At 34.3% G+C, this 25,489-nt stretch carries 21 protein-coding genes, 2 pseudogenes and 1 riboswitch; of the genes and pseudogenes, 4 read left to right on the forward strand and 19 right to left on the reverse strand.

The genetic code is table 11. The features are described 5' to 3' along the window. Window positions 1-28: 28 nt before the first annotated feature. Both nheA and RBB48_RS20455 read right to left on the reverse strand, forming a co-directional pair. Window positions 29-1,189, reverse strand: a complete 1,161-nt coding sequence (gene nheA / locus RBB48_RS20450) for a non-hemolytic enterotoxin NHE subunit A (RefSeq protein WP_046959101.1) — start codon at window positions 1,187-1,189, stop codon at window positions 29-31. 593 nt (window positions 1,190-1,782) lie between these two features. Continuing rightward, window positions 1,783-3,609: an APC family permease gene (locus tag RBB48_RS20455; protein ID WP_088082839.1), complete on the reverse strand. Its 1,827-nt coding sequence runs from the start codon at window positions 3,607-3,609 to the stop codon at window positions 1,783-1,785. Window positions 3,610-3,753: 144 nt separating this feature from the next. Further along, window positions 3,754-3,900, reverse strand: a riboswitch (cyclic di-AMP (ydaO/yuaA leader). Between the two features lie 139 nt (window positions 3,901-4,039). On the opposite strand from RBB48_RS20455, the gene RBB48_RS20460 reads away from it, so the two are divergent. Continuing rightward, window positions 4,040-4,168, forward strand: coding sequence for a hypothetical protein (locus RBB48_RS20460; RefSeq protein ID WP_000031869.1), 129 nt, complete (start codon window positions 4,040-4,042; stop codon window positions 4,166-4,168). Window positions 4,169-4,222: 54 nt separating this feature from the next. On the opposite strand, the gene panE is transcribed toward RBB48_RS20460, so the two are convergent. Continuing rightward, complete coding sequence (panE, locus tag RBB48_RS20465) at window positions 4,223-5,167, reverse strand: 2-dehydropantoate 2-reductase (RefSeq protein ID WP_088063009.1); 945 nt, start codon at window positions 5,165-5,167, stop codon at window positions 4,223-4,225. A 175-nt stretch (window positions 5,168-5,342) separates the two neighbouring features. Between panE and RBB48_RS20470 the strand changes: the two genes are divergently transcribed. Then, a complete protein-coding gene (locus tag RBB48_RS20470; RefSeq protein ID WP_306008005.1) occupies window positions 5,343-6,818 on the forward strand; it encodes a hypothetical protein in 1,476 nt (491 codons plus the stop codon). 208 nt (window positions 6,819-7,026) lie between these two features. On the opposite strand, the gene trhO is transcribed toward RBB48_RS20470, so the two are convergent. Beyond that, a complete protein-coding gene (trhO, locus tag RBB48_RS20475; protein WP_000246241.1) occupies window positions 7,027-7,986 on the reverse strand; it encodes an oxygen-dependent tRNA uridine(34) hydroxylase TrhO in 960 nt (319 codons plus the stop codon). Between the two features lie 491 nt (window positions 7,987-8,477). Here trhO and RBB48_RS20480 point away from each other — a divergent pair, with 491 nt between their 5' ends. Further along, window positions 8,478-9,773 (forward strand): Nramp family divalent metal transporter, encoded by a 1,296-nt coding sequence (locus tag RBB48_RS20480; RefSeq protein ID WP_001030662.1) that lies wholly within the window; start codon window positions 8,478-8,480, stop codon window positions 9,771-9,773. On the opposite strand, the gene RBB48_RS20485 is transcribed toward RBB48_RS20480, so the two are convergent. The 3 genes from RBB48_RS20485 to RBB48_RS20495 all read right to left on the reverse strand — a co-directional run bounded on the left by RBB48_RS20485 (window position 9,730) and on the right by RBB48_RS20495 (window position 12,509). Next, window positions 9,730-10,671 carry a M23 family metallopeptidase gene (locus RBB48_RS20485; RefSeq protein ID WP_088063006.1) on the reverse strand — a complete coding sequence of 314 codons (942 nt, stop codon included), beginning with the start codon at window positions 10,669-10,671 and terminating at the stop codon, window positions 9,730-9,732. The genes RBB48_RS20480 and RBB48_RS20485 overlap by 44 nt on opposite strands. A gap of 82 nt (window positions 10,672-10,753) precedes the next feature. Continuing rightward, a complete protein-coding gene (locus RBB48_RS20490) occupies window positions 10,754-11,821 on the reverse strand; it encodes a sensor histidine kinase (RefSeq protein ID WP_141542721.1) in 1,068 nt (355 codons plus the stop codon). Beyond that, on the reverse strand, window positions 11,811-12,509 hold the full coding sequence (locus RBB48_RS20495) for a response regulator transcription factor (RefSeq protein ID WP_088063004.1): 699 nt from the start codon (window positions 12,507-12,509) through the stop codon (window positions 11,811-11,813). Before RBB48_RS20495 ends, RBB48_RS20490 begins: the two co-directional genes overlap by 11 nt. Before the next feature lie 142 nt (window positions 12,510-12,651). Between RBB48_RS20495 and RBB48_RS20500 the strand changes: the two genes are divergently transcribed. Further along, window positions 12,652-13,182, forward strand: a complete 531-nt coding sequence (locus RBB48_RS20500) for a GNAT family N-acetyltransferase (RefSeq protein ID WP_087983009.1) — start codon at window positions 12,652-12,654, stop codon at window positions 13,180-13,182. 160 nt (window positions 13,183-13,342) lie between these two features. On the opposite strand, the pseudogene RBB48_RS20505 reads toward RBB48_RS20500, so the two are convergent. From RBB48_RS20505 to RBB48_RS20560, 12 genes and pseudogenes are all read right to left on the reverse strand, one after another. Next, window positions 13,343-13,747 (reverse strand): annotated as a pseudogene (locus tag RBB48_RS20505) (SPASM domain-containing protein); the annotation flags it as partial. A gap of 79 nt (window positions 13,748-13,826) precedes the next feature. Beyond that, a pseudogene (locus RBB48_RS20510) lies at window positions 13,827-15,872 on the reverse strand (class I SAM-dependent methyltransferase). A gap of 308 nt (window positions 15,873-16,180) precedes the next feature. Beyond that, entirely contained in the window at window positions 16,181-16,561 is a 381-nt protein-coding gene (locus tag RBB48_RS20515; RefSeq protein WP_088063002.1) for a BA_1872 family lipoprotein, read from the reverse strand. 59 nt (window positions 16,562-16,620) lie between these two features. Beyond that, window positions 16,621-16,830: a hypothetical protein gene (locus RBB48_RS20520; RefSeq protein WP_087983012.1), complete on the reverse strand. Its 210-nt coding sequence runs from the start codon at window positions 16,828-16,830 to the stop codon at window positions 16,621-16,623. 428 nt (window positions 16,831-17,258) lie between these two features. Beyond that, window positions 17,259-18,887, reverse strand: a complete 1,629-nt coding sequence (locus RBB48_RS20525; RefSeq protein WP_088063001.1) for a peptide ABC transporter substrate-binding protein — start codon at window positions 18,885-18,887, stop codon at window positions 17,259-17,261. A 154-nt stretch (window positions 18,888-19,041) separates the two neighbouring features. Next, complete coding sequence (locus RBB48_RS20530; protein WP_141542720.1) at window positions 19,042-20,367, reverse strand: bifunctional S-methyl-5'-thioadenosine deaminase/S-adenosylhomocysteine deaminase; 1,326 nt, start codon at window positions 20,365-20,367, stop codon at window positions 19,042-19,044. Window positions 20,368-20,420: 53 nt separating this feature from the next. After that, window positions 20,421-20,780: a YunG family protein gene (locus RBB48_RS20535; RefSeq protein ID WP_088062999.1), complete on the reverse strand. Its 360-nt coding sequence runs from the start codon at window positions 20,778-20,780 to the stop codon at window positions 20,421-20,423. A gap of 27 nt (window positions 20,781-20,807) precedes the next feature. Further along, window positions 20,808-21,251, reverse strand: a complete 444-nt coding sequence (locus RBB48_RS20540) for a GNAT family N-acetyltransferase (protein WP_088062998.1) — start codon at window positions 21,249-21,251, stop codon at window positions 20,808-20,810. A gap of 211 nt (window positions 21,252-21,462) precedes the next feature. Further along, window positions 21,463-22,977 (reverse strand): succinyl-CoA:acetate CoA-transferase ScpC, encoded by a 1,515-nt coding sequence (scpC, locus tag RBB48_RS20545; RefSeq protein ID WP_088062997.1) that lies wholly within the window; start codon window positions 22,975-22,977, stop codon window positions 21,463-21,465. A gap of 127 nt (window positions 22,978-23,104) precedes the next feature. Next, window positions 23,105-23,749 carry a LytTR family DNA-binding domain-containing protein gene (locus RBB48_RS20550; protein ID WP_000389701.1) on the reverse strand — a complete coding sequence of 215 codons (645 nt, stop codon included), beginning with the start codon at window positions 23,747-23,749 and terminating at the stop codon, window positions 23,105-23,107. An 81-nt stretch (window positions 23,750-23,830) separates the two neighbouring features. Further along, the gene (locus tag RBB48_RS20555) at window positions 23,831-24,436 is read right to left on the reverse strand and encodes a pentapeptide repeat-containing protein (RefSeq protein ID WP_088062996.1); all 606 of its coding nucleotides are present in this window, start codon (window positions 24,434-24,436) and stop codon (window positions 23,831-23,833) included. 55 nt (window positions 24,437-24,491) lie between these two features. Next, window positions 24,492-25,415: an alpha/beta hydrolase gene (locus RBB48_RS20560; RefSeq protein WP_088062995.1), complete on the reverse strand. Its 924-nt coding sequence runs from the start codon at window positions 25,413-25,415 to the stop codon at window positions 24,492-24,494. Between the last annotated feature and the right edge of the window lie 74 nt (window positions 25,416-25,489).

A 25,489-nucleotide genomic window follows, 5' to 3' on the forward strand; every position in this document is an offset into this window, starting at 1 on the left:
TCTTCTCTCCCTATATCGTTACTTATTTTTAATGTACTTCAACGTTTGTAACGTAATCTTCAAATTGATTCGTTTGTTTATTCATTTCATCACTTACTTTTTTAATTTGATTGAAATGTTTTTGAAGTAAACTACTATCTGTATATGTGCCTTCTTCAACATTCTTTTGAATTTGGATCATATTATTGTTTAAAACTTTCCAATCCGTTAATAACGTTTCTAAAGTTGTAATTTGACGATCGATTAGTTCTGTAAAGCTACTTACTTGATCTTCAACGAATGTAATTTGTGTCGCCTCTGCTTCAGTTTGTGATAACTTTTGAATAAGTGGTAGTAGCTCTTTTTGCTTTTGCTGAATGCGAAGAGCTGCTTCTCTCGTTTGACTATCTGCAGCATTTACAATTTCATTACTTAAAGTACCGATAGAAACGAAATCAATTGTTTTCGTTTGCGCAGTTTGATTTGTAATTGTAAATACTTGTTTACCGATATTAATAGAACCTTTAATAATTTCTTGAGGTCTATTCAAAATAGTCGTTAATTCCGCTTGGATTTCTCCTTGAATTCTTTTAATATCTTCTCTTAATTTCACAATATCTCCACTTGATCCTTGCAGTGTTTTTATTGCTTCATCAGCTTTAAGTGATAAGTTGCTACTATCTTTGTCTAATACCGTTTTAAATCGATTTAACTCTAATAAATCTTGCTCCATACTCTCTTGGATGCTTTGTACTTGCAATTGTAATTTTCCATATGCATTTGTAAAATCTGCTTTTGCCTGTTCATCTTCATTGACGTTTCCTGCTAGTTCATAGAGCTTACTATAATAACTATTAAATCTAGTACTATATCTCATCATCTCTTGATTTAAATCGATTAGCTTCGGATTATATTCATCAATCCACTCTCTTACATTTGCCTTTGCAAACTTTTGATGATTCGTCAAACTACTCATCGCATTCACCTTAATGTCTGGCTGCTGTAAAATCACTAGTCCATATGCTTGTATAAGCGGTGACTGTGATCCTAACATTCTAATTGAATTGGATAATGTATTTGGAGCAATTACATTTTGTGCATATACTGTTTTCACTTCTGTTTGCCCTTCCTTAGCGTAAGCGCTTACAGGAATAAAACAACTCGTAGATACTGCTGTAACCAATAACCCTGTAATTAAAGTCTTTTTCACTTTAACTCCTCCTATGTATTAGCAACTATTACTATCGCATTTTATTATTCTATTTTCTTGCATATAGTTTGAGATGGTTAAAATAGAGAACGTTCTCACCGCGATCCATGTACGAACCACCTCTCCCAACTTTTATTGCTACAGTACTTACTTATTGTTATAAAACATTTCATATGTGATTAGTATGAATAATATTGTATAAAATTTCTATTTTATAGCCATTCTCACATTCACACAGTGAATATATTACATAAAAATATTATTCATTTTAAACTAAATAACGTACGTAAATATGAAATTCCGTTTTGTTTTCATGTAAGTTTTGTACTGTAAGGTCATTTAAACACAGCTATTTATATAACGTAAAGAAGTATTTTCATTCCCTTTATTTTCAAGCTTTCCTGTCCTTATTTCAAAATATAATCCACTTCACTTTTTCAATTGAAATATCCATATATCACAACAAAAACCTCTACTTATTCATAGATACAAAAATTATATTGATATATCTTCCAGACCCGTATGCAATTATGCATAGTGTATACACAAAAAGGATAGCTTCACTTTCGTAAAGCTATCCTTAAAAAATCTTCTTACTTTTTCAAATGATATGGAACTGTCGTAATAACAACATTTCTTTTATAGAGTAAATACGCACGAATGAGTAAACTAGACTGATTATGAAGAATGTTATGCCAACCTTTTTTCGGAATGAACTGTGGTATAACTACAGTAACTCGGTAATTTGACTCACTCGCTTTATATTGTACTGTATCAATAAACTTTGTTAGTGGCTGAATAATACTTCTATAATGAGAATGTAAGGTAACAAGCCTTACTTCAGGTTGCCACTTCTTCCATTTCTCTTCAAATTTCTTTTCCTCTTCTCTGTCAAAAGCAACATATACAGCAATAACTTGATCTGCTGAAAGAGCCTTCGCATAGTTCAATGAATTTTCTACTACATGCGTCATACCAGCTACAGGAACAACAATTACATTTCCCTCAATTGGAACAAGTGGCTCACAAGTTTTTAAACTTAATTGATCACCCACTGCATCGTAATGCTTCTTAATTCTATGGAACAAGAAGATGATGGCAGGTAAGAAAATAAGGATTGACCAAACTTGTGCGAACTTAGTTAAAAAGAACATACTCATTACAATAAAACTAATGACTGCACCAATTAAATTGACCGTTAATCTCAAAGCCCATCCTTCAGGTTTTTCACGAAGCCATTTTAATACCATCCCCGTTTGAGAGAGTGTAAACGGAATAAATACGCCTACTGCATATAACGGAATTAAATGTTCTGTTTGCCCTTGGAAAGCTACAATTAAAATAATCGAAGCAATTCCAAGTATAATAATACCGTTTGAGTAACCTAGGCGGTCTCCTCTAATCGTAAACATTCTCGGTATGAATTTGTCTTTTGCAAGGTTAACTGCTAATAGCGGGAATGCAGAATACCCTGTGTTAGCAGCAAGAATTAATATTAAAGCAGTTGTACCCTGTATAAAATAGTACATGAAATTACGTCCAAAAGTTTGTTCAGCAATTTGTGAAACAACTGTTACTTCCTTACTTGGATTAATTCCGTAATAATAAGCTAAGAAAACAATTCCTGAAAATAAAACTGCAAGTAATGCACCCATTGCGAGCAATGTTTTCGCTGCATTGTTAGGTGCAGGATCCTTAAAGTTTGGAATTGCGTTAGATATTGCCTCAACACCCGTTAAAGCAGAGCTTCCTGAAGCAAATGCTCGTAACAGTAAAAACAAACTAATTCCTGCAACTGGTGTTCCAATCGGTGAATGTAATGTCGGTGAAACTTGACCAGTTATAATATTATAAATACCTACACCAATTAATATAAATAGTGCTAAAACGAATAAATAAACAGGATATGCTAAAACGGAAGCTGATTCCGTTACCCCTCTTAAATTTAAAATAGTAATCAATATAACAAATATAATCGCAATGATTACATTATGTGCATGTAAACTAGGGAAAGCTGATGTAAGCGCATCTGTACCTGCTGATACACTTACTGCAACAGTTAAAATATAATCGACTAATAAAGATCCTCCAGCTATTAGCCCTGGATTCATCCCTAAATTTTCTTTTGATACTACGTATGCGCCCCCGCCGTGCGGATAAGCAAAAATAATTTGTCGATAAGATAAAATAAGGGCTGTCAATAATACTAATACCCCAACAGCGATAGGAATAGAATACCAATAAGCTACTGCTCCTAGGCCTGCTAGTGCGATTAATATTTGCTCTGGTCCGTATGCGACCGATGACAATGCGTCAGAAGATAAAATAGCTAACGCCTTCGTTTTATTAAGCTTTTGCTCTCCTAACTCAGTTGATTTTAACGGCCTTCCAATTAAAAACCTTTTGATTGATGAAACCACTGCTGTCCACTCTCCAATAATTTTGTACGAACTTTTCTGCTAGTTACAGCGGGTAAACGATTTCTTCAGAAAACAAAAAATGTCTACAAGCCATAACGAAATAGACTTGTAGACATTATTTTTTTTGTCGCACAAGCTCCACCTTCCTTCTCAATATAACGCTTACGAGGTTAGCTGTCGGATTCGGGCCTATGAGTAGCCCTACCTTTTTCAAGGATTCACCCCATTGGATTAAGTACTAATCCATAAGAACGGGTCCCCCGCACCATGCGGTTTCAGCGATTTAGAAAATTGAAACTGTGGATTATAATACTCCTTTATTTTCAAAATGTAAACAAAAATTTTTAAAAAGAAAAAATTTAAATGATTGCGCATAATCCGCTGGTAAATATACATAATGAATACTAAAAAATCGATAAAGGAGACTCATATGTCTAAAGAAAAGAAGCCTATTTTTTCCGATTCCTATTTAGATGCATTAGCAAATGAAATTAATCAATTATACGGTAAACGTGAACAGGAAATAAATTTGACAGATAGAACGAAAAGAAATAAATAATTTGTCATAAAAAAGAAAGCAATACACTTATATATTGCTTTCTTTTTTATTTTTTCATACATCCAATTGTATTGCTGATCTGTTAAAGGTCATTTCTTCATACACTTTCAAATTTTGATATACTGCCCCTAATAATGGTGCTTCTATAGAAAATTGTTCCGCTACATCTAGTAAGTATCCTTGTATGTGCTCGCCTTCAACGAACGAACCTTTTTCCATATCACGCTGCATCGATGACTTCATATCATACGAAATTTTATCAATTTTTTTCATATGTTCTTGGGCAATTCCATCCTTAACTGGAGCTTTCATAGATCTCATGATTTGCACACATTCTTCAAATAAGTTTTGGATAAAATCGCGTCCACCTTCACTTTCGCGAATCGGTCCTATCGCTGCACGCATTAATGTCGTCACACCCGACATTACAGTAATAAATAAATATTTATGCCACATATCTTGCATAATATTTTCACTTAAAACAAAACTAGATTTCGTACCTGCAAATGCTTTAGAAATATGCTTTATTCTCTCTGAATCTTGAGACTTCATTTCTCCAAATACAAGTCTGTTGGCAACACTCGTTTGTACAATCTCTCCTTGATCGTTTAACGTCGTCTCGATAAAGCATAAACCGCCAATTACTTTTTCCACGCCGAATTCCTTTTGTAATAGTGATAAATGAGCAATACCATTTAACAATGGAATGATGACAGTATTTTCACCTACAAACGGCTTCAAATCTTGAATCGCCTCGTTTAAGTGATACGCTTTTGTTGAAAATAAAATAACGTCAAACGGAGAAGTTCGATCTTCTTTCGTTATTAATTTCGGTTGGAAGGAAAAATCCCCGTTAACACTACGAATAACAAGTCCCCTTTCCTCTAATTGCTGTTTTCTTTTACTGCGGACAAGAAACGTAACATCTTCTCCTTTTTCGACTAATCGACCTCCAAAAAAGCCTCCGACGCCACCAGCTCCTAATACTAAAATACGCATACAACATCCCCCTTTTCAAAATACAATTTTATAACATTTAATATACATAACATTATACATGTCCCCTACTAAATAAGCTGAATTTTCATTCTTAATCGAGTATAAAACAGTGGTTATTTTCAAATAAATTTGGGTATGTTGTTTTTATAGCATATATGGAAAGGAAACAATGTAAATGGAGGCAATACAAACAATCGAGGAAAAAGATGTGACAACAGCTATATTTCAATTTATATTCCCGTTTTCTTTTAAAACTGGATATGAACAAAATATGTTCCCTTTCTTACAGAAAAATGATTTCCGTCCTTTTCGACTCGATCATCTTGAAAATGAAAATACATACTACGGAAAGTTTCAAGTTTCACATCAAAATATGGAAGCATACTATCTTTCATTTACAAATAAAATTCTATTTCCTCACTCAGAGCATCAAAAAGGATTACAACGCTATTCTAAAGACCTTAACTTAACTGGACATTTAACAACAAATTTGATTTCTGTTCCATTCAAGATTCATTCTATTGATGTAACACTTTGCCCTTATGAGCTTGGCTTCTTAACAATTCGGACAGAAGTAGAAACCGCTCCAAACATGACATTATCAGAAGCAATCGAATTCGCCGCCCGCTTCCGTGTACTTGAGACTAAAAATGATACAAACGAGACTATTTGTATTGAATGTAACGGAAAACAATACTCACAAGTGGAAAAACTTATATTCGGTGATTTATTTCATGGTGTAACAGACTTCTTTGAGAAAAAGAGATTGCGGAGCTCTTACTTTCAAACCTTTCCTTTCTTTGAAGACCAAAGAATGTATGTACAAACTTTATTATCCGTGAATAAAGAGTCAGACCTTCATATAATCGATGTATACCGAACTTCCAGTCTTTCCGGATTAACAGACGATGGCAATCCGTATATTAGCGCAAATAACATCCCTTATATTCAAGATTATTTAACAAAACATTCTTATCAAAGATGGGCTCCTAATCGCCACTTTGTTATGGAAGAACATATTTTTACATGTATAACAAATGAAGGTGAGCAAGCAATCGCTAAACTTGCTAGTCAAATGTACGGGGAGTTTTATTACGCTTTGTTATTAAATCTATTTCATAAAGTTGTTTTATTAAAAATGGCAAACGCTTATGCTGAACTTAACATTGAACAAGATACAAATGAAATAGAGAAATTAATTTATTCAATCAATTCATTTACAGCAAATTACTTCTCTTTAGAGTTAGTATCCCAATCACAGAGTGAAGATATTTTCTTCCGCTTAAGAAATCTATTTAACATTGAAGTACTATACTCGAATGCAAAACAAAATCTTGATAGTTTGTTTAAATATCAAGAAAATGTCGCTTCTAAAAAAGATAGCCTTTTACTATTAATTTTAACGCTCTACTCTGTAGTAGGCCAAATGTTAGGGTTTACTATGATTGATCTTTTAAGAAACACCGATTCAAACAAAATCTCGTCTCCACTTGAATTTTTCGCGCTTTTAATAGCAATTAGCGGCATAGTCATTTCACTTATTTTAGGTGCGCAAAGTTTATACCAATGGAGTCTACAACATAAACGAAGAAAATCATGGGTAAAACAAACTGTACTTTCTGCTGTTAAAGAGAAAGATGATAGGAAGTAAAGAAAGTTATTTTCAAATTACAAATATGTGGTACGCTTCAGTAAATGAAATTTTTATCAGCGATTTTTCGAATATATCGGCGCAACTCAAATTATATCAGCGATTTTTAAGATATATCGACTTACCGACAAAAACTGATAAAAAACACATAGTAAAAAAAGTACTCCAAAATAAAATTTGGAGTACTTTTTTATTACAATAATTTAGCTTACTTCCCTGCTTCGATTTTCTCTAATGCAGCAGCTACTTGCTCTTCAGTTAATTCGTGTTGAACGATATAACGATTACGTGGGTGTACACGACATTCATGAGAACATGCACGTAAATGTTTCGCTTCGTTTTCTTCAGAACATAAAATTTTCTTATTACATTCTGGATTTGCACAGTTTACATAGCGCTCACAAGGTTCACCTGTAAAGTGGTCTTTACCAACGATAACATGCTCTTTTTGGTTTACTGGTACAGAGATACGCTCATCGAACACGTAACATTGTCCATCCCAAAGCTCACCTTGTACTTCTGGGTCTTTTCCGTACGTTACAATACCGCCGTGAAGCTGACCTACATCTTCGTAACCTTCACGAACTAACCAACCAGAAAACTTCTCACAACGAATTCCGCCTGTACAGTATGTTAAAATCTTTTTACCTTCAAGTGTTTCTTTGTTTTCTCTAATCCAATCTGGCAACTCACGGAATGATTCAATATCCGGTTTAATCGCACCTTTAAAGTGACCTAGATCAAACTCATAATCATTTCGTGCATCAATGATAACTGTATCTTCTTGTTTCATTGCCTCATAGAATTCTGTTGGCTCTAAATATTTACCAGTTATTTCTTTCGGATTAATGTCGTCTTCTAGACGAAGTGTAACTAACTCTGGACGAGGGCGTACGTGCATTTTCTTAAATGCATGTTCATCTGCCTCATCAATTTTAAAAACGATTCCAGCAAAACGTGGATCATTGTTCATTGCTTCCATGTATTTCTCTGTTTGCTCAACAGTTCCAGAACAAGTTCCGTTAATTCCTTCTGTCGCTACAAGAATTCTTCCTTTTAACTCAAGTGATTTACAAAATTCTAAATGCTGTTCAGCAAATTCTTCTGGATTTTCAATTGTTGTGTACATGTAATATAGTAATACTCTATATGGTTTTGTAGTTGCCAATTTATTTCTACCACCTATCTAAATTTTAAAATCATGTATAAGTTAACGTTCATATCAAAACATATATAATAAGAAAATACATACTAAATTGTACTTAGCCTATTTTCTTCTATTTACAATTTTTTCTATAAGTTAACGAAAATAAAAACAAGATTACATCACAAAACACTATGGTTATGTTGTAATCCCAATATATTATATATCATACAATTTCATTTCCATCAATTAATATGCTGTAATATAGGCTCTATGTTCACATAAATTTCAAAATTAGCCCTTTAATTCATTATGTTTCCCCATGTAATCACACCATAAACTCCCATTTTTTTATAACACAACACCATCCATTGCAGCAAGGCATATAATTTGCACTAAGGAAACATTTGTGTTCAAATAAAAATATCATCTGATACATTTAAATGTATTGAAATAAACAATAAGAATACTTACAATAATTTCATCAAGTTAACATTTCAAAGGGGAAAACTACTATGAATAAAGATATATCAAAAGATGAACAAGTCCCTTCTCAAAGTACAACTGTTCAATCAGCACACTTAGCTTTAAGTGGAGAAACGAAAGGGTGGAAAAGACTGTTACCGTTTTTAGGACCCGCTTTTATCGCATCCGTAGCTTATATTGACCCTGGTAACTTTGCTACAAATATCGCAGCTGGTTCACAATATGGATATTTACTATTATGGGTTATATTCGCGTCTAACTTAATGGCAGTATTAATTCAAACTTTATCAGCTAAATTAGGAATTGCTACGGGAAATAATTTACCTGAAATTGCTCGCGAACACTTTCCAAAACCTGTGTCTATTGGCTTATGGATTCAAGGTGAACTCGTTATTATGGCTACAGATTTAGCGGAATTTATCGGGGCAGCACTCGGATTGTATTTATTATTTGGAATTCCGATGTTACCAGCTGCTTTAATTACAGCAGTCGGATCATTTATTATTCTTGAGTTTCAACGCAGAGGATTTCGCCCACTAGAAGCTATTATTACAGGGATGATTTTTATCGTAGTAATAGCATTTGGGATTCAAGTTTTTTATGCAAAACCAGAATTAAGTCCCCTTCTTTCAGGACTATTTATTCCAAAATTCCAAGGTGTAGACAGTATATTACTTGCAGCAGGGATATTAGGTGCGACAGTTATGCCACATGCAATCTATTTACATTCTGCATTGACACAACGCCGCGTGGTCGGAACAACTGATGAACAAAAGAAAAAAATTTTCCGTTTCGAGTTTATTGATATCATTATCGCAATGGTTATCGCTGGAGCAATTAATGCAAGTATGTTAATTGTTGCGGCTGCACTATTCTTTAAAAACGGCTTACATGTCGAAGATCTCGATGTTGCTTTTAACCAGTTCAGTACTTTAGTCGGCCCTGTATCAGCTGCTTTATTTGGAATTGGGCTCTTATCAGCAGGACTATCTAGCTCGTCTGTCGGTACAATGTCAGGTGATATTATTATGCAAGGTTTCATTCGAATGCATATTCCGTTATATTTACGACGTTTCATTACAATGATTCCACCATTAGTTATTATCGCTTTAGGTGTAAATCCAACTTACGCACTAGTCATGAGCCAAGTCGTCTTATCATTCGGTATTGCTTTTGCATTAGTGCCACTTATTATGTTTACAAGCAATAAAAAAATTATGGGTGCGCTCGTTAATCACCGCATAACAACCTTTATCGCTTGGATCATCGCTGCACTTGTTATCATTTTAAATATTTTCTTACTTTATCAAACATTTGTAGGGTAATGAGAAAAGGTATTCCAATAAAACTGGAATACCTTTTTTCATTACCACTTATGTATGTACCTCTTTCTGGCATTATCGTACCTTTTTCAGTTCGAAAGTAAAGTGGTAATCCTTCCGAAAGAAATATGCTCACCTTGGATGGATCCTGCCTTTGATGATGAATATGTAAATGCGGCTCACTTGAACTTCCTGAGTTACCAACTTGAGCAAGTACATCTCCTTCATTTACATGTTGGCCTTCCCTCACTTTAATTGATCCTTTTTTTAAATGGGCAAGAATCAAAAATGTCCCTGATTCATCTAGTTGCAAATAAATATGATTCCCCGCCATTGACTCAAAATTATCCTCTCCCGGAACTACATCTTTTTCATCATTATTGATGGATACAACTGTTCCAGAAGCTGGTGCCATTACTTTCGCTCCATATATTCCATAATCTCCTAACTTACGACTTTTCACTTCAGCAGGCGGAATGAGAATATCATATGCCCACCTTTCATTTGGTTTTATAACGTGATAGTTTGTTTCTAACCGATCACCGCCCCAACCTATTAATGCTCGTTCATTCAAAGGAAAACGAACGACTACCTTAGGACTCATAGAATGTACATCTGCTGGGTAAGCAAGTCCCCCTATGTTAGCAAACCACCCTAAGGGCCAAGCTCCAATTATAGAGAAAAGAACGATGAAGAGTAGCTCTCTATCTATTCGCTGTCTGAAAATGCCTTTCCACACAAATAGTAACGTTACCCCTATCAAAATAAAGAGTGATACTATGCTAAAGACTTGTATACTCCACCAAAAAATGACTGATATAACACCTTTAGCTAAATAAACTACACTCCAACTTATAATTAAAAACGCAACTAAAATTACTAATACATACTTCTTCCACATAATGTATCCTCACTCTCATATCTTTGTTCTACATGATACGAAGTGAAAATTACGACATATAAAAGAAATACTTACGACTTTCTTACAATTCTTTATAATGCGGTAAAACGATAGTGAAAACAGTTTCTTTCTCGTTACTGCGCACAGTGATATCCCCTTTATGAAGCTCTGCTATACTTCTCGCAATTGCAAGTCCCATTCCTTTGCCACCCGTATGAGAGCTACGTGATTTTTCACCACGATAAAACTTCTCAAAAACGTAAGGAAGATTCTCATTCGGAATGCATTGTCCAAAATTTTTAATTTCTATTTCAACATTCATGTCGCTTTTAGAAACTTGAATTAAAAGCTCCTTTCCGTCTTTCCCGTACATAATACTATTACTAATTACATTTTCGAACAGCCTCACCATAAGCGCCACATCCATTTCCACATGTAACTCGTTATCACCTTTAATACGAAAGCTCATATCGGCATCATCTAGTTGTGGCACAAAATCAATCATGATTTGTTCACTGAACGCTTTCATATTTACTACACTTTTATGTAATTCAATCTCCCTATAATTTATTTGACAATAATCTAATAAATCATCTACTTGATTTTTTAATTCATAACTTTTTCGCTTTAATATACTTACATACTGTTCACATTCTTCTCTATTTGTATGAAGCTGACTTCCTAACAGGTCCGCGTAACCGATTAGAGATGTTACAGGTGTTCGTAAGTCATGAGAAATATTACTAATCATTTCAGTTTTCATTTCCTGTGATTTTTTTTCATTTTCGATAGACTCTTTTAAACTTTTAGCCATTCTATTAACATTCGCTGCTAATTCACCAATCTCGTCATTTTTTGAAATAGGTATATGTATCTCCAAATTACCATTACTTATTTCTTTCACGTTCTTATTTATTTCAGATAACCTTTTCATCATTGTTCTTGTCATGAATGCAAAGTATATTGTAGTAATAATTAAAAAAGCTATTACATATAAAAGTGAATATTTTTCTTCTAACGCAGTAACATGACTATATATATTTCCAATTACAATTTGAAACGCTATTATACTTACAGTTGCTAATAAGATGCTACATATGAATGTGATAAAAAACTTAGCTCTAATACCTTGTAATGATTTAATCTTCAATTTTATATCCGACTCCCCAAACATTCTGTATAAACTTCGGTTCTTTTGGATTCTCTTCAATTTTATTTCTTAATCTTGCGATATGAACCATTACTGTATTATTACTTTCATAGGCTCTTTCTTTCCAAACGCTTTCATATATTTCTTCAATAGTGAACACACGATTCTTTGCAGCTGCCATTAAGTACAAAATATCATATTCAGTTTTCGTAAGATTGATTGTTTCTCCATATAACATTACTGTTCTAGACACTTCATCTATTTCTAAACCCCTAATGTTTATTTTCTTTTCTATTACTTGGACAGTATTTTGATTGAAATATGTATACCTTCTTAATTGAGCCTTCACTCTCGCTATAAATTCAATTGTACTAAACGGTTTCACAATATAATCATCTGCGCCAGTACTAAATCCAATTACTTTATCTACATCCGATGATTTTGCGCTTAAGAACATAATTGGTAAACTATGTTTCTCTCTAATCCTTCTGCACAATTCTATCCCATCCATTTTTGGCATCATAATATCCAAAATAGCAAGTTGAATACTGTTATTATTTATGATTTCTAAAGCCTCTTCTCCGTTATGAGCACTTAAAACTTTAAAACCTTCTTGCATTAAATTCGCGTTAACAAATCGAACAATATCTTGATCATCATCTACAATTAAAATTGAGTTTTTCTCCATATACAAACCTCTTTTTGAAATATATTCCACAATCAATTTTATCACAAATCAAAAACATACTTTACCCTTGAATAATCTTTATTTTCAGACTAGATTATATAATAACAATACATTCTAGTTTCAAAAGAAATGGAGTGAAAGCATGTTTCCTATATTGAAAACCGACCGACTCATTTTAAGAGAACTTACCGAAGAAGATGCACCGAGTATACTACAATGCTTCTCTAATACTGACGTACTGCGCTATTATGGCCAAAAACCATTACAAGATGTTGATCAAGTGAAACAAGTCATTCATAACTTTAAACTGAGTTACAATGCAAGAAGCGGTATAAAGTGGGGAATTGAATTAAAAAACAAGAAAGAACTCATTGGTACCATCGGTTTTCACGATTGGTCTTCTGAGCATAAACGGGCCAATTTAAGTTATGCCTTTTTCCCTGAATACTGGGGAAAAGGATATGCGACTGAAGCTGTTTCTGAGGTTATATCATACGGTTTCCATACCATTCACTTAAAGCGTATTGGGGCAATTGTATTTCTTGAAAATGAAGCTTCAAATAAAGTGCTATTAAAATTAGGATTTGAAAAAGAAGGCGTTCTAAAAAATTATATGTATCAAGATGATATCCCCTATGACACGAATTTTTATTCTTTATTAAAATCGGTTTAATAGAAATTATGCGTAAAAACTCGTTTCAGCATAATAAATCAGGATAGTGGATCTTTAACGAAAGATGGGAAACCGAGTGTTATTCATTTCTTAGATCATCATACGACTGATGCGAAGTACAATAAATTATATAATTTTAAAAAGGGGCATGAGCATATTCTTACTCATATCCCTTTTTTACGTTCTTTTTCTGTTTTCGCAATGCTTTTGGAATGTATACACAGAAAGGTTCGCTTTCCATATAATCTCCCGTTATTGCATATGTTCTAGAACGAGATCCCCCACAAACATATCGAAACTCACAAACACCACATTTTCCTTTATAATTGTCAGGATTACGAAGGTTTTGAAAAACAGGGGAGTTTCGATAGATTTCAGCTAGCGATTTTGTTCTAATATTCCCGGTTTTAATCGGCAATAACCCACTTGGATATACATCTCCAATATGAGAAATAAATACAAAACCGTTTCCATCATTCACCCCTTTTGGAGCACGCCCAAGCTCATCATTTCGCCCTATATTTCCATTTATCAATACACCCTGATATTGAATTACCTGATTTTTTAATAACTGACTTGTTTCTCAGTATAAAATTAAGAGAACACGCCCTTTAGCTAAAGATTCTTAAAGTTTTTCAACATCATTACCTCTTTTCTAAAACTATAAAAAACGTACTATCCGGTAGCGCAACAGCACTCCCAGACTCATCTTTAAACTCGATTTTCTCGCTAAGATGTTGTGTATATCCATCCTGTAAATAGTTCATAGCTTGAACGATGTTTATTTTATCTCCAAAGATACCCTTTACGAAATCCTTATATTCGTTTGGCGTAAATATTCCAAACTGCTCTTGCACCTCATGAACGAAGGAATCCTCGCCCCATGTATACGTATATAAGAACTCCATTGCATCGTTAACAGGCATTTTGACTGTATCGTCTGCAAGTATCTCATACTGGATTATACGTCCCTTAAATTCACGGACATACTGCTCTAAGAACTTCATTCCGCCTGCATCTTTAAAACGAATCACACGCATTAACGTTTTATCTTCGGTCATGATGCCATCACGAATGATAATACGACCTCCTGGCTTTAACACTTCGTAAGCACTCTTTAGCCCCTTTTTAATTACTTCATGATTGAATTTCTTACCTTCATACTCGATATAAGAGAACAGCTCATGAAGAATAGAAGAATATACAATCGTATCAACCGATTCTTTTTCAAACGAGCTGCTTAAGTTGATTGCATCCCCTTTAATGACATCCCAAGAACGCCCCTCGTTCTGCTTCTTCTTTTTCAACGTATCAATCACATTTTCAGAAATATCGATACCATAGATTCGTTTGTCCTCGGTCTCTTCTTCGATCATGTCTAACATGACACCACCACCGGCTCCGACATCTACAATCGTATCTCCCCTTATATAATCAAGAATAATTCGTTTATCATCAGCCGAACTATTCATATGCTCCAGATACACTTCTTCGTTATGGAATCTATCATATGCATCCTTACGTAACCCGAAGAAATCAAACAGCAGCACATTTGCCCGAGCATGCATCATATCTATCTTTTCTGCCTCTACACAGAAGGTAATTAACGCCTCACCTACAGCGGAAAACTGAAACGACACATACGCAGTCTTCATATCTTCATCGACTTTAGCCTTAAAAGAAACATGCGTTGTATTCGGCTTCTCGTTCTCACGGTACTCCCGTAGATATTTCTCAATAACCCGCTTACGATACACGTTGTCCTTTTTCTCGCCTTTGAAATCATAGTGCAACTGCTGCATCAATTTCTCGAAATGTATATGCTGAACTTTTCTAGATCCTATCTCGTTCTTTAACATAATAAAAACTGTCCAAATATCCTCAAAACTAAGAGCATGCATAGACGGTTCTACATACCACAAATCCTTATTAGATAAAAATATTTGAACGTCTCTCTTCTCGCTTCCCATAATTATATCTTTTTCAAATACTGACTCCTTATGTTTTGGCGTGAGTCTATGTATGCGAGAAGTAAATGGCTCCATATAACCATCAAACAGGCCATCAATTGTAATCTTCACATCGTTCTTCACTTCACTCCACAAAGCTTTTGATACGCCTTCAATAATGCATTGGTTAAGATAGTATAGAATCTCCTTTAACCTAACGTCTCCGTATTCTTCTTTATATGTGTTAATTAAATCAACATGAGAGTCCAAACGAGCCTCCCCGCGGATATACTGCCCGATTAATCCATGTGTTCTAATTAAATCTCGAATAAACAAATACTCAGTAGAGTTTAAGTTTGTCTCCACACGTTCAATAAACTGAATATCACTAAAGATATCAGCAGAACCCTCGTTATGTACGAATAGATTAATCCCGTTTTTCTTCCATTGCTCCCGCTGTTTTAAAGAGCCTACCTTTGCAAGCTCACTATACGTTAGTACCTTTTCAATAATACGATACGCTTCTTCATCTATAGGCAATTCATCTAACACTTGCAGCGTACGGTGTACATAGTACAACACCGCATCTGTTTTTAATGTTTCAAGTACTTGTACATTCTCATAGTTTTAATGTATCTCCTCTGCCTCAATTAAATACTTTAACCACGTAGGGAGAGTATCGGAAAACCCTTCAATGTATTTATTTAGAATCTCAATGTTTTTCAACTTATTTACCCCCATATATAATCAATATCTGTAGTAAAGTCTGAGACACCTTCTTTAAAAAGATCATCACCCTATGTCCCCCTTTACCATCTAGAACTCTTTCAAATACAAACGCTTCAAACCCAGTCTTTTGCTCTTGTAAAAAAGAGTTATCAGGTTTGTAACACATTCTTTTATTCATCTCTTATTGTAACTTCATCAGGAATTTCGGCGGAATAAACAGTAGGACTCAGCGGATCACTTCTTACATTGATAAACATATGTTGCGATAGAATCAACCGAAAATGGAAACGGCAAGCGGGTGCACTCCACTTGCCGTTTTTTCATAGCTTAGTATGTATTTGAATTTCTTTTGCTTTCTCTTTTTCACCCTTCACTCGTACAATTAAATCATATGATCCGGATTTTGGCGCTTCAAAAGAAAGCAGACCTTCTTTTTGAGAAGTAACTTCTTCTTCATAAATAACCTTATCATCTTTTGTAACTTGCAATAAAATTGTACCTTCCTCAACGGCTGCTTCATAAGGAATTTCCACTTTTCCTTTTTCAGCTTTAACCGTTTGCACATCGTAATACCCTTGCAACGAACCAATTTTTAAAGTCGTTTCGCCATTTTTTTGAACCTTTGTGACTTGTGTTGCTGTATTGCATGCACTTAACAATACAACAAGAGTGAGAACCATAAATAAACGTAGTAATTTCATAAAAATTCTCCTTTTTTATGTACATGAATTAAAATTCTAACTCTAAATTTTGTCCCATCTTATTTCCCACCTCTTAAAATAGCTTTTTTTACAATAAAATACATAATAGAGAATAGTAAACAAGCTCCCATTGTACCAAAAACTACAATTGAAATTTTACCTGCTAATGTTTCATTTGGATCTAATGCATTAGGTAAGATTGTGCCAAAAATTGCAATACAGGCTAATACAACCATAAAATATTTAAATCTTTTTACTTTCTTATTCATACTAATTATCCCCTTTATTCCTTAAACCAAATCCCCATAAACCTACACCAGGACCTAATAGTACATGGAATTTGACTCTACTTTTTCTAGCTTCAAAGAATCCCCCGAGATTCCCAAATTAATATCGCCCAAGTATTATACATACCAATTCATTCATTTAGAAAAAGCCCCGCTCAAATCACACACTTAAGACCCTCTTTTTTTACAATACTCAAATAATTCTACACAAATATCTCTATCAATTCATCTTAATACCTTAATTACCTTTTAAGTATATCAATGACAAAATATATAATCTATTATTTTTTATATAATTAAAAACAAACATAATTACAACAAGAGATTGTTTGTATGCTTCTTTGTACTGTATTCCCTTATTCCATGTACTCTTAAAAAAACCTTACTTTTTAAAAGTAAGGTTTTTTTATTTATTCATTAGCAATATAAGCAGTCTTATAAGTATAAACACCACCAAATTGATGCTTCTCAATTCCTTTTACATAATCCTTTTGTACGTAAGCTGATCCCATTTGATAAAGCGGTGCAACTGCAGCATCCTCTAGCAGAATACGCTCAGCCTCTTGCAGAACTTCCCATCTTTTCTTCTGATCTAGTACTAGATCGCTTTTCGCTTTCTTTATTAATTCATCGTAGTGTCGATTAGAATAGTTCATTTTGTTATTCTGATTATCCGTCGTAAAGAGTTCTAAATAACTAATTGGGTCTTTATAATCCGGTCCCCAATTTGCCATAGATATATCGTAATCTCCTGTTTGTTCTAACTGTAATTTTTGCTTAAATGGCTGTTGTTTAATTTGGATTGCGAGTCCCTGCAAATGCTTTTCTAAGTCACCTTTTATATATTCTGCCATACGTTTTGCATTATCTTGTTCAAATGTTAAAAACTCGAGATTTACTTGTTCTACTCCAAGCTCTTTTTTCGCTTCTTCCCAAATCTTTTTCGCATTTTGCAAATCATATGGAGAAAGATCTCCATTTTCTTTTCTAAAATCTTTACCAGTCTCTTCATTTACATGACCAACTGGTACAAGTACACTTGCAGGTTTTGCTCCGTTATTAATAAAATGAGCAACGAAATCCTCTTTATTTAACGCGAATGAAATAGCTTGACGCACTTTCTTATTTGCTAACGCACTATTTTTTTCATTAAAACGTAGCATAGCAATTGCAGGTTCGCTCGACATATGTAATTCCTTACTTCCTTTATACTTGTCTACAAATTGAGAATTAATAGGCACTCGATCCAAATTACCAGCTTCGTATAAATTAACAGCGGTCATTGTATCCTTTACAATTTGAAAGTTTATCTCGTCTAATTTCACTTTCTTTTCATCCCAATATGTAGCATTCTTCTTTAATTGAAACTCTTGTTCATGCTTCCATTTCTCTAATACAAATGGGCCGTTATATATGAGATTACTAGGTTCCAATGCATAATTCTTTCCTTGTTCTTTCAAAAATGACTCATGCTGTGGCAAGTAAATCGGCAGTGCTAACAACTGTAAAAAATACGGAATTGGCTGTTCGAGTTCCACTTCTAACTTATAATCATTTATAACTTTAACCCCAAGTTCATCAAGAGGCATTGTTCCCTTATTTATCTCTTTCGCATTTTTCACATGAAAGAGCATGTACGCATATTGAGACGCTGTTTCAGGTTTAATTGCACGTTTCCACGCAAACATAAAATCATTTGCTGTCACACTGTCTCCATTTGACCATTTTGCATCTTTACGCAAATCAAATGTATATTTTTTACCATCTTCACTTCTTTTAAACGATTTTGCTACTGCTGGAATAGGCTGATCTTGATCATCTAATACATACAACCCTTCAAATATGTTTTGCATAACATGTGCTGATGTACCATCCATCGTTTTCGCAGTATCAAGAGAAGGGATTTCTTCCGATACCGTTACATGTAATACTTGTTTTTTTGCCTCTGTGTCACTTTTATTCGCTTTATTATTACAAGCTGTTAATAATAAAGATGTAACAAGTGCCATTACCATTAAATGGCTCTTTTTTAGCTTCATGAGTTGTTCTCCTTAAGTATAATATATTATAAAGCGTAATATATTATAGCAGAAATACTAACAGAAAGATGCGACATTCTTTTGAATATTTATTCGTCCAAGAAAAAAGCTATCCTTTTAAAAAAGGATAGCTTTTTCAACTACATATAATTACCTATCTTTGCAAACCTCGTTTATAACGACTCGCTTCAAATATAATACGCTCTTCATCTAACGTTTTACATTCGCCATTCCAAACGACACGTTTTCCGTTAATAATTACATCACTTACATCTTTTCCACTAGCAGCATATACAAGGTGCGATAACACTTCATCTGCTGGTTGTAAATGCGGCTTATTAGATGGATCAATTGTGATAAAATCGGCACACTTTCCGACCTCAAGTGATCCTGTTTGTTTCATGCCGATTACTTCAGCAGCTCCTTTAGTCGCAAGTGTAAGAGCTGTTTCAACTGGTAGTGCTGTTGCATCTTGATGAATGCCTTTTTGTAATAATGTTGCTATACGCATTTCTTCAAACATATCTAAATTGTTGTTAGATGCCACACTATCTGTTGCAATTCCTACTTTCATTCCTGCTTCTAACATTGCTTTTACATTCGCTATACCAGATCCTAGTTTTAAATTACTATTCGGGTTATGAGCTACTCGAACATCATGTTCTGCTAAAAATGCACGTTCATTTTCATTTAATACTACACCGTGTGCAATAACTGTTGGGCGTTTAAACAACCCGCAACTTGCTGCATATTCTACTGGACGTTTTCCGTACTGTGCTTCAATATCACGTACTTCACGCTCTGTTTCCGAAAGATGAATATGAACCATCGTTTGATTTTCTACTGCAATTCGTGCGCATTCTTCTAACAGTTCTGTGGAACATGTATATGGACTATGCGGTGCAACCATCGTGGTTAACATACCACTTTCATTATAGTAACGCTTCACATATTTTTCAGCTTCTTCAATTGCTTTCTTTTCATCCTCTTTCGTTCCGAAGCTAAATAAAGTTCTTGAAACTGCAGCTCGAATTCCACTCTTTGATACCGTTTCCATAATTGCATCTTGATCTACTCCAATTGGATTAAACATATCAGAGAATGATGTTGTACCACTTTTCACCATTTCAAGTAATCCTAATTCCGTGCTAGCGACCGCAAGCTCTGGCGTAAACTGACTTTCAAGTGGCCAAATTCTCGTCTCAAGCCATGGCTGTAATAACATATCATCGCCAATACCTCTTAAGAGACTCATTACAACATGTGTATGTGTATTTACAAGCCCTGGTAAAACCCACTTTCCTTTCATATCAATTACTTCATCTACTTCAAAATCATTAGCGAATTCTCCGCTCTTTACATCTATAATTTGATCATTTTCTACAATGATATATCCATTTTCTATCACTTCATTTTGTTCATTCATCGTTACGATTGTAGCGTTTACATAAGTTGTTTTCAAAAGTATTTCCCCTTTCAACTCTATGAAGTTCCCTTTAATAAGTTACCACCATTATAGTAACTTATTAAAGATTAAGAGTCAAAAGATAATTTGAATTCTTTCATTATCTTTTCCTTCAAAATGCTATATTGTTTTTCATTTGTATCTGCAAATGCTTCTTCTCGATTTGATTCCACATCCAAATAATTCAATCTTCCATTGAACTGAGTCCCTGTAAAATCAAACCTTTGTCCAACTATACAGTTATAAAAATGCCACACCTCCCCTACTTTTGTCTTTTTGATTTTTCCTCCGTATATATCTTGAACGACTAAAGCCGTTATACCACACTGTCCCTTTGCCGGATTCTCAATAGTCCACTTTAAACTTGTTTCAATCGACCATGATTTTACTAGTGCTTCATATATCCTCTTTATCTTTACATCATCCATTCTAATCTTCTCCTACTATTAATTGTTTTACACATCATGTTGCAAAAGAGGCAGTAAACGATCCTCAAAAACCGTTGATGGTGTCTCTCCTATTAACTTTGCTCCCATCTTCAAGTAAAACCCTTTTGCATTCGGATCACTATCAATTGTAAAACTTTTTATTCCTAGCTCATTTGCTTTTTCTAATACATACTCCCAAAGTATTTTCCCGTACCCTTTTCCTTTGTAACGAGGATGAATGTACAAGAAATCAAGAGCGTTATCATTACGTAAAAATGAGAAAAAACCAATCTTCGTATTATCGTTTTCTAAAACATATACAAAATTATTTTTTATGTACTCATCAGTAATTGTTAACTCTTCCTTACAAGCAAGTATGAATGCTTCGCTATAGTTCCACGTTGCTTTTGAATGTAGTGCAAGTTCACTTAATTCATTTGCTTCACTTAATAACGCATTTCTTATCTTCATGATTCTTTCTCCTCACCTTTGATATATAACTATTAAAATGATTCGAAAAGTAATTAAAAAAACCTCTTATTTCCGTAAATAAGAGATTACTTTTATAATTCCTCATAATAGGTAACAATTTTTTAAAAGAAAAAAACGCCATTCCTGAAAATTGGCGTTCTTTTTCTTTTAACCTTTATGGCATATTATATTAAGAATCATTTTTGCACTTCTAAACAGTTTCTACTACCGCTTCAAGCATTGTTCCATTTTTAGCATAGTTTGTATGCCAAGAAAAAGCTTTTTCTAAAATATGAGGAGTTTGTCCACCTCTTGTTCTTGCTTCCTCGTAATAAGCTCGTAGCTGTTCACGATACATTGGATGTACGCAATTCTCAATAATTAGTTCCACTCTTTCTCTTGGCGCAAGCCCTCTTAAGTCAGCATACCCCTGTTCAGTGACGATAACATCTACATCATGTTCAGTATGGTCTACATGAGAAACGAAAGGAACGATGCTTGATATGTTGCCACCTTTTGCAATCGATTTAGTAACAAAAATAGCTAGGCGTGCATTTCTCGCAAAATCACCCGAACCACCAATACCATTCATCATTTTTGTACCTAAAACATGAGTAGAATTAACATTTCCGTATATATCTAATTCTAAAGCAGTATTAATCGAGATTAATCCAAGGCGACGAATGATTTCAGGATGATTAGAAATCTCTTGCGGGCGCATCATTAATTTGTCACGATATTTTTCAAAGTTAGAAAATACTTGTTGCATTTTCTCTTCAGAAAGCGTGATGGAGCAGCAGGAAGCAAAATTGACTTTCCCAGCATCCATTAGATCAAAGACCGCATCTTGTAAAACTTCAGAATATACTTCTAAATCTTCAAACTCCGAATCTAGCATGCCGTGCAATACTGCATTAGCAACTGAACCAATTCCAGATTGTAACGGTGCTAAACGATTTGTTAATCGGCCTACTTTAACCTCTTCTCGAAGGAACTCTATTAAATGCTGTGCCATAATAACAGTTTCTTCATCTGGAGGAACAATTGTCGATGGCGAATCCAGTTGATTCGTAAACACAATTCCCTTCACTTTTTCAGCATCAATTGGGATACCGATTGTTCCAATTCGATCATCCGTTTTTACGAGCGGAATAGGGAGTCTTTCCCCTTGTTTACCTGGTTCATATAAATCATGTAGCCCCTCTAATTGCGTAGATTGAGCCATATTCATTTCAATAATAATAGACTTAGCATTTAAGGAGAATGCTAAGGAATTTCCAATTGAAGTGGTTGGAATAATCATTCCATCTTCAGTAATCGCAACCGCTTCCAAGATAGCGAAATCTATATCCATAACGTCAGCACGAAGTAACTCTGCTGTATGAGATAAGTGCTGATCCACAAATAAAAAGTCTCCGTTATTAATTCCTTTTCGCATAGTTGCATCTGCTTGGAAAGGCAATCTTTTCCCTAAAATTCCTGCCTCAGCAAATAATTTATCTACATCCGAACCTAAGGAAGCCCCTGTATAAACATTTACTTTAAAAGATTTATCATTCTTAACTCGGTTTACAAGTGCAAATGGGACTGCTTTTACATCACCAGCACGTGTAAATCCACTTAATCCTAAAGTCATTCCACTTTCAATCCATGAAGCTGCTTCTTCAGGTGTAACTACTCGATCTTTTAATCGTTGATCCCTAATTCTATCTAAATTATTCTCCATATGTAATCCCTCTCCCAATGAATATTCATAATTATTTTACACATTAACACCATCAAAATAGGGATTTTCTTACACAATGCCGAAAATTCAGACAAAACAGCGAATCTAGGTTCTAAAGCAGAAAAATTTAGAATCCTAGAAGCTTACGAAAATAGCTAGCGTATGACTGACTCACTGGTACCCTCTCTCCGTTATCCATAGAAAGTACAAAAGTAGAATGCGTATCAGGGTAAATCGCTTTAATATGATTAACATTTACAATAAAGGAACGGTGGCATCTAATAAAGGAATCTTTCGGCAACAAGTATTCGAATTCTTGTAGCGAGTACTTATGTGTTCCTGTTAACTCTTCTGAATTCACATACGTCTTTTTATCTTTAGCTTCTAAATACATGACCTTTGAAAAAGGAACTGGAACCCATCCGTCTGTTGTTTTTAAAGTAACGACTGACTTTCCATCCGTTAAAGCGGGATAAATCGCCGTCACGCAACCTTCAATCTTTCCATTATTTGAAAATGGTACGGCCATTCCATGATAAGGAATACCGAAAACATCTCGGTTAATAAACTCAGAGGCTTTTTGCTTCGTTACCATTGCTTTATGAGCAATCGTCCCTTCCTTAATAGGATCCCCGGCGCTAATCTTTAAATCAATTCGTTTACTTGGCCGATAGTAAATATATTCTTTCGTATTCGAAACGGCAATTGATATTTCATCTGAAAATAATTCCCCAACTACATCTAGTAGTATACCTAACGTTTTATCTTCCATAGTATGAACACCTCATTTACTATTATACTACTATTATGATTTAAAAAACCGTTCAGCATTTTGAACGGTTTTACAAACTATTTAGTTCACCTTAGCCCCATAACATCTTGCTACTGCAACTGCCTGTGTTATATCTAATTTTACATTTTTCAAATCAAAACTTGTAAAATCAATTCTATCAACTATCGCCCCTTTTAAATTTGCACCACTAAGTTTCGCCTTACCTAATTGTGCACCGGTTAAATCCGCGTCACGTAAATCTGCTTTTTCTAAATTACATTCATATAGGTCCGCTTCAATTAAACGTATTCCCTTTAACATTTGTTTACTTAAGTTCGCGAACCTTAAATTCGTATATGACCAATCACCCGATATGATAGTTATTCCGTCTAAATTCGCTTCTTCAAAATCAGAGCCGGTCATTTTACATTCTTCAAACTTCGATACGAATAAATTCGCACCAACAAACTTACAATTCGCAAATGTAGTTCCTTTATGGATAGAAGCGTTAAAAAGAGCACCGGTAAAATCACATTCTATGAAATTACAATTTTCAGTAGAAACTTCCGATGCATCTATCCCTCTAAAACGGCATTTTATGAACGTACAATTTTTCAATTTCTCTTCTTTAATCAAAACATCTTGAAAATCTATTTCTACATATTCTTTATTTACAAATTCACACATAACTACTCCTCCATCTCCTTAAAGAAACCTCACTTCAAAAAAGTGAGGTTCCTTCTCATACAATATGCTTATCTAACCAAGAAATCAAATCTTGAAATACTTCATCTCGATTTACTTCATGGAACATTTCATGTCTTCCATTTTCATATAAACGCAGTGTTACATCTTTCACATCACATTTTTTATAGTTTTCATATACTTCTTTTACACCTTTCCCCATATCCCCAACAGGATCACGATCTCCTGAAAAAATATGTATTGGAAGGTTTTTCGGTGTTTTTTTGAACTCTTCTAGCTTATTTACTTCTAATACACCAGAAAACAATTCACGATAAAAACTCGTCGTACAAATGAATCCACATAACGGATCCGCAATATATTTATCAACTTGATTATTATCTGAAGATAACCAATCAAATTTCGTACGATTTGGTTTAAAGTGCGAATTGAAATTTCCGAATGATAAAAAGTTTAACATAGGACTTTTCGTTTTTTCTCCGCGTAATTTCATCTCAATTGTCGCTACTTTATGACCGATACTTCCTAATAACCCTGGATTTCCACCAGTTCCTGAAATAAGGAATCCATCATATAATTCACCTTTCAGTTGTACAGCACGTCTTGATAAAAAAGAACCCATGCTATGGCCAAGTAAAAATAACGGGCATGTCTGCTCTTTTCTTATCGTTTCTGATACAAAAATAACATCAGACACAGCCTCATTCCAACCTACATTTGGTTTAAAATGACCATAATCTTCTTCTCTTTTCACTGTTTTCCCATGACCTTTATGATCATGTGCATAAACACCATACCCTGCTTTTAATAACGCAGCAATAAAGTCTGTATAAACACCTGCATGTTCTGTCATACCATGTGCAATTTGAATAATCCCTCGCGGATCTCTTTCTGGTAGCCACTTACGTAAATAAATTTCCGATCCATCCAATGCCGTAACGAAACTTTCTTGTACGTTCATTTCGTCAGCCCCCAACTCTATTATGTATATCAAAAAATGAATATCCATTCATTATTCTTATTATGTATTATATG

Origin of the sequence: Bacillus sp. MMSF_3353 (assembly GCF_030733445.1) — a bacterium.
Taxonomy (GTDB): domain Bacteria; phylum Bacillota; class Bacilli; order Bacillales; family Bacillaceae_G; genus Bacillus_A; species Bacillus_A wiedmannii.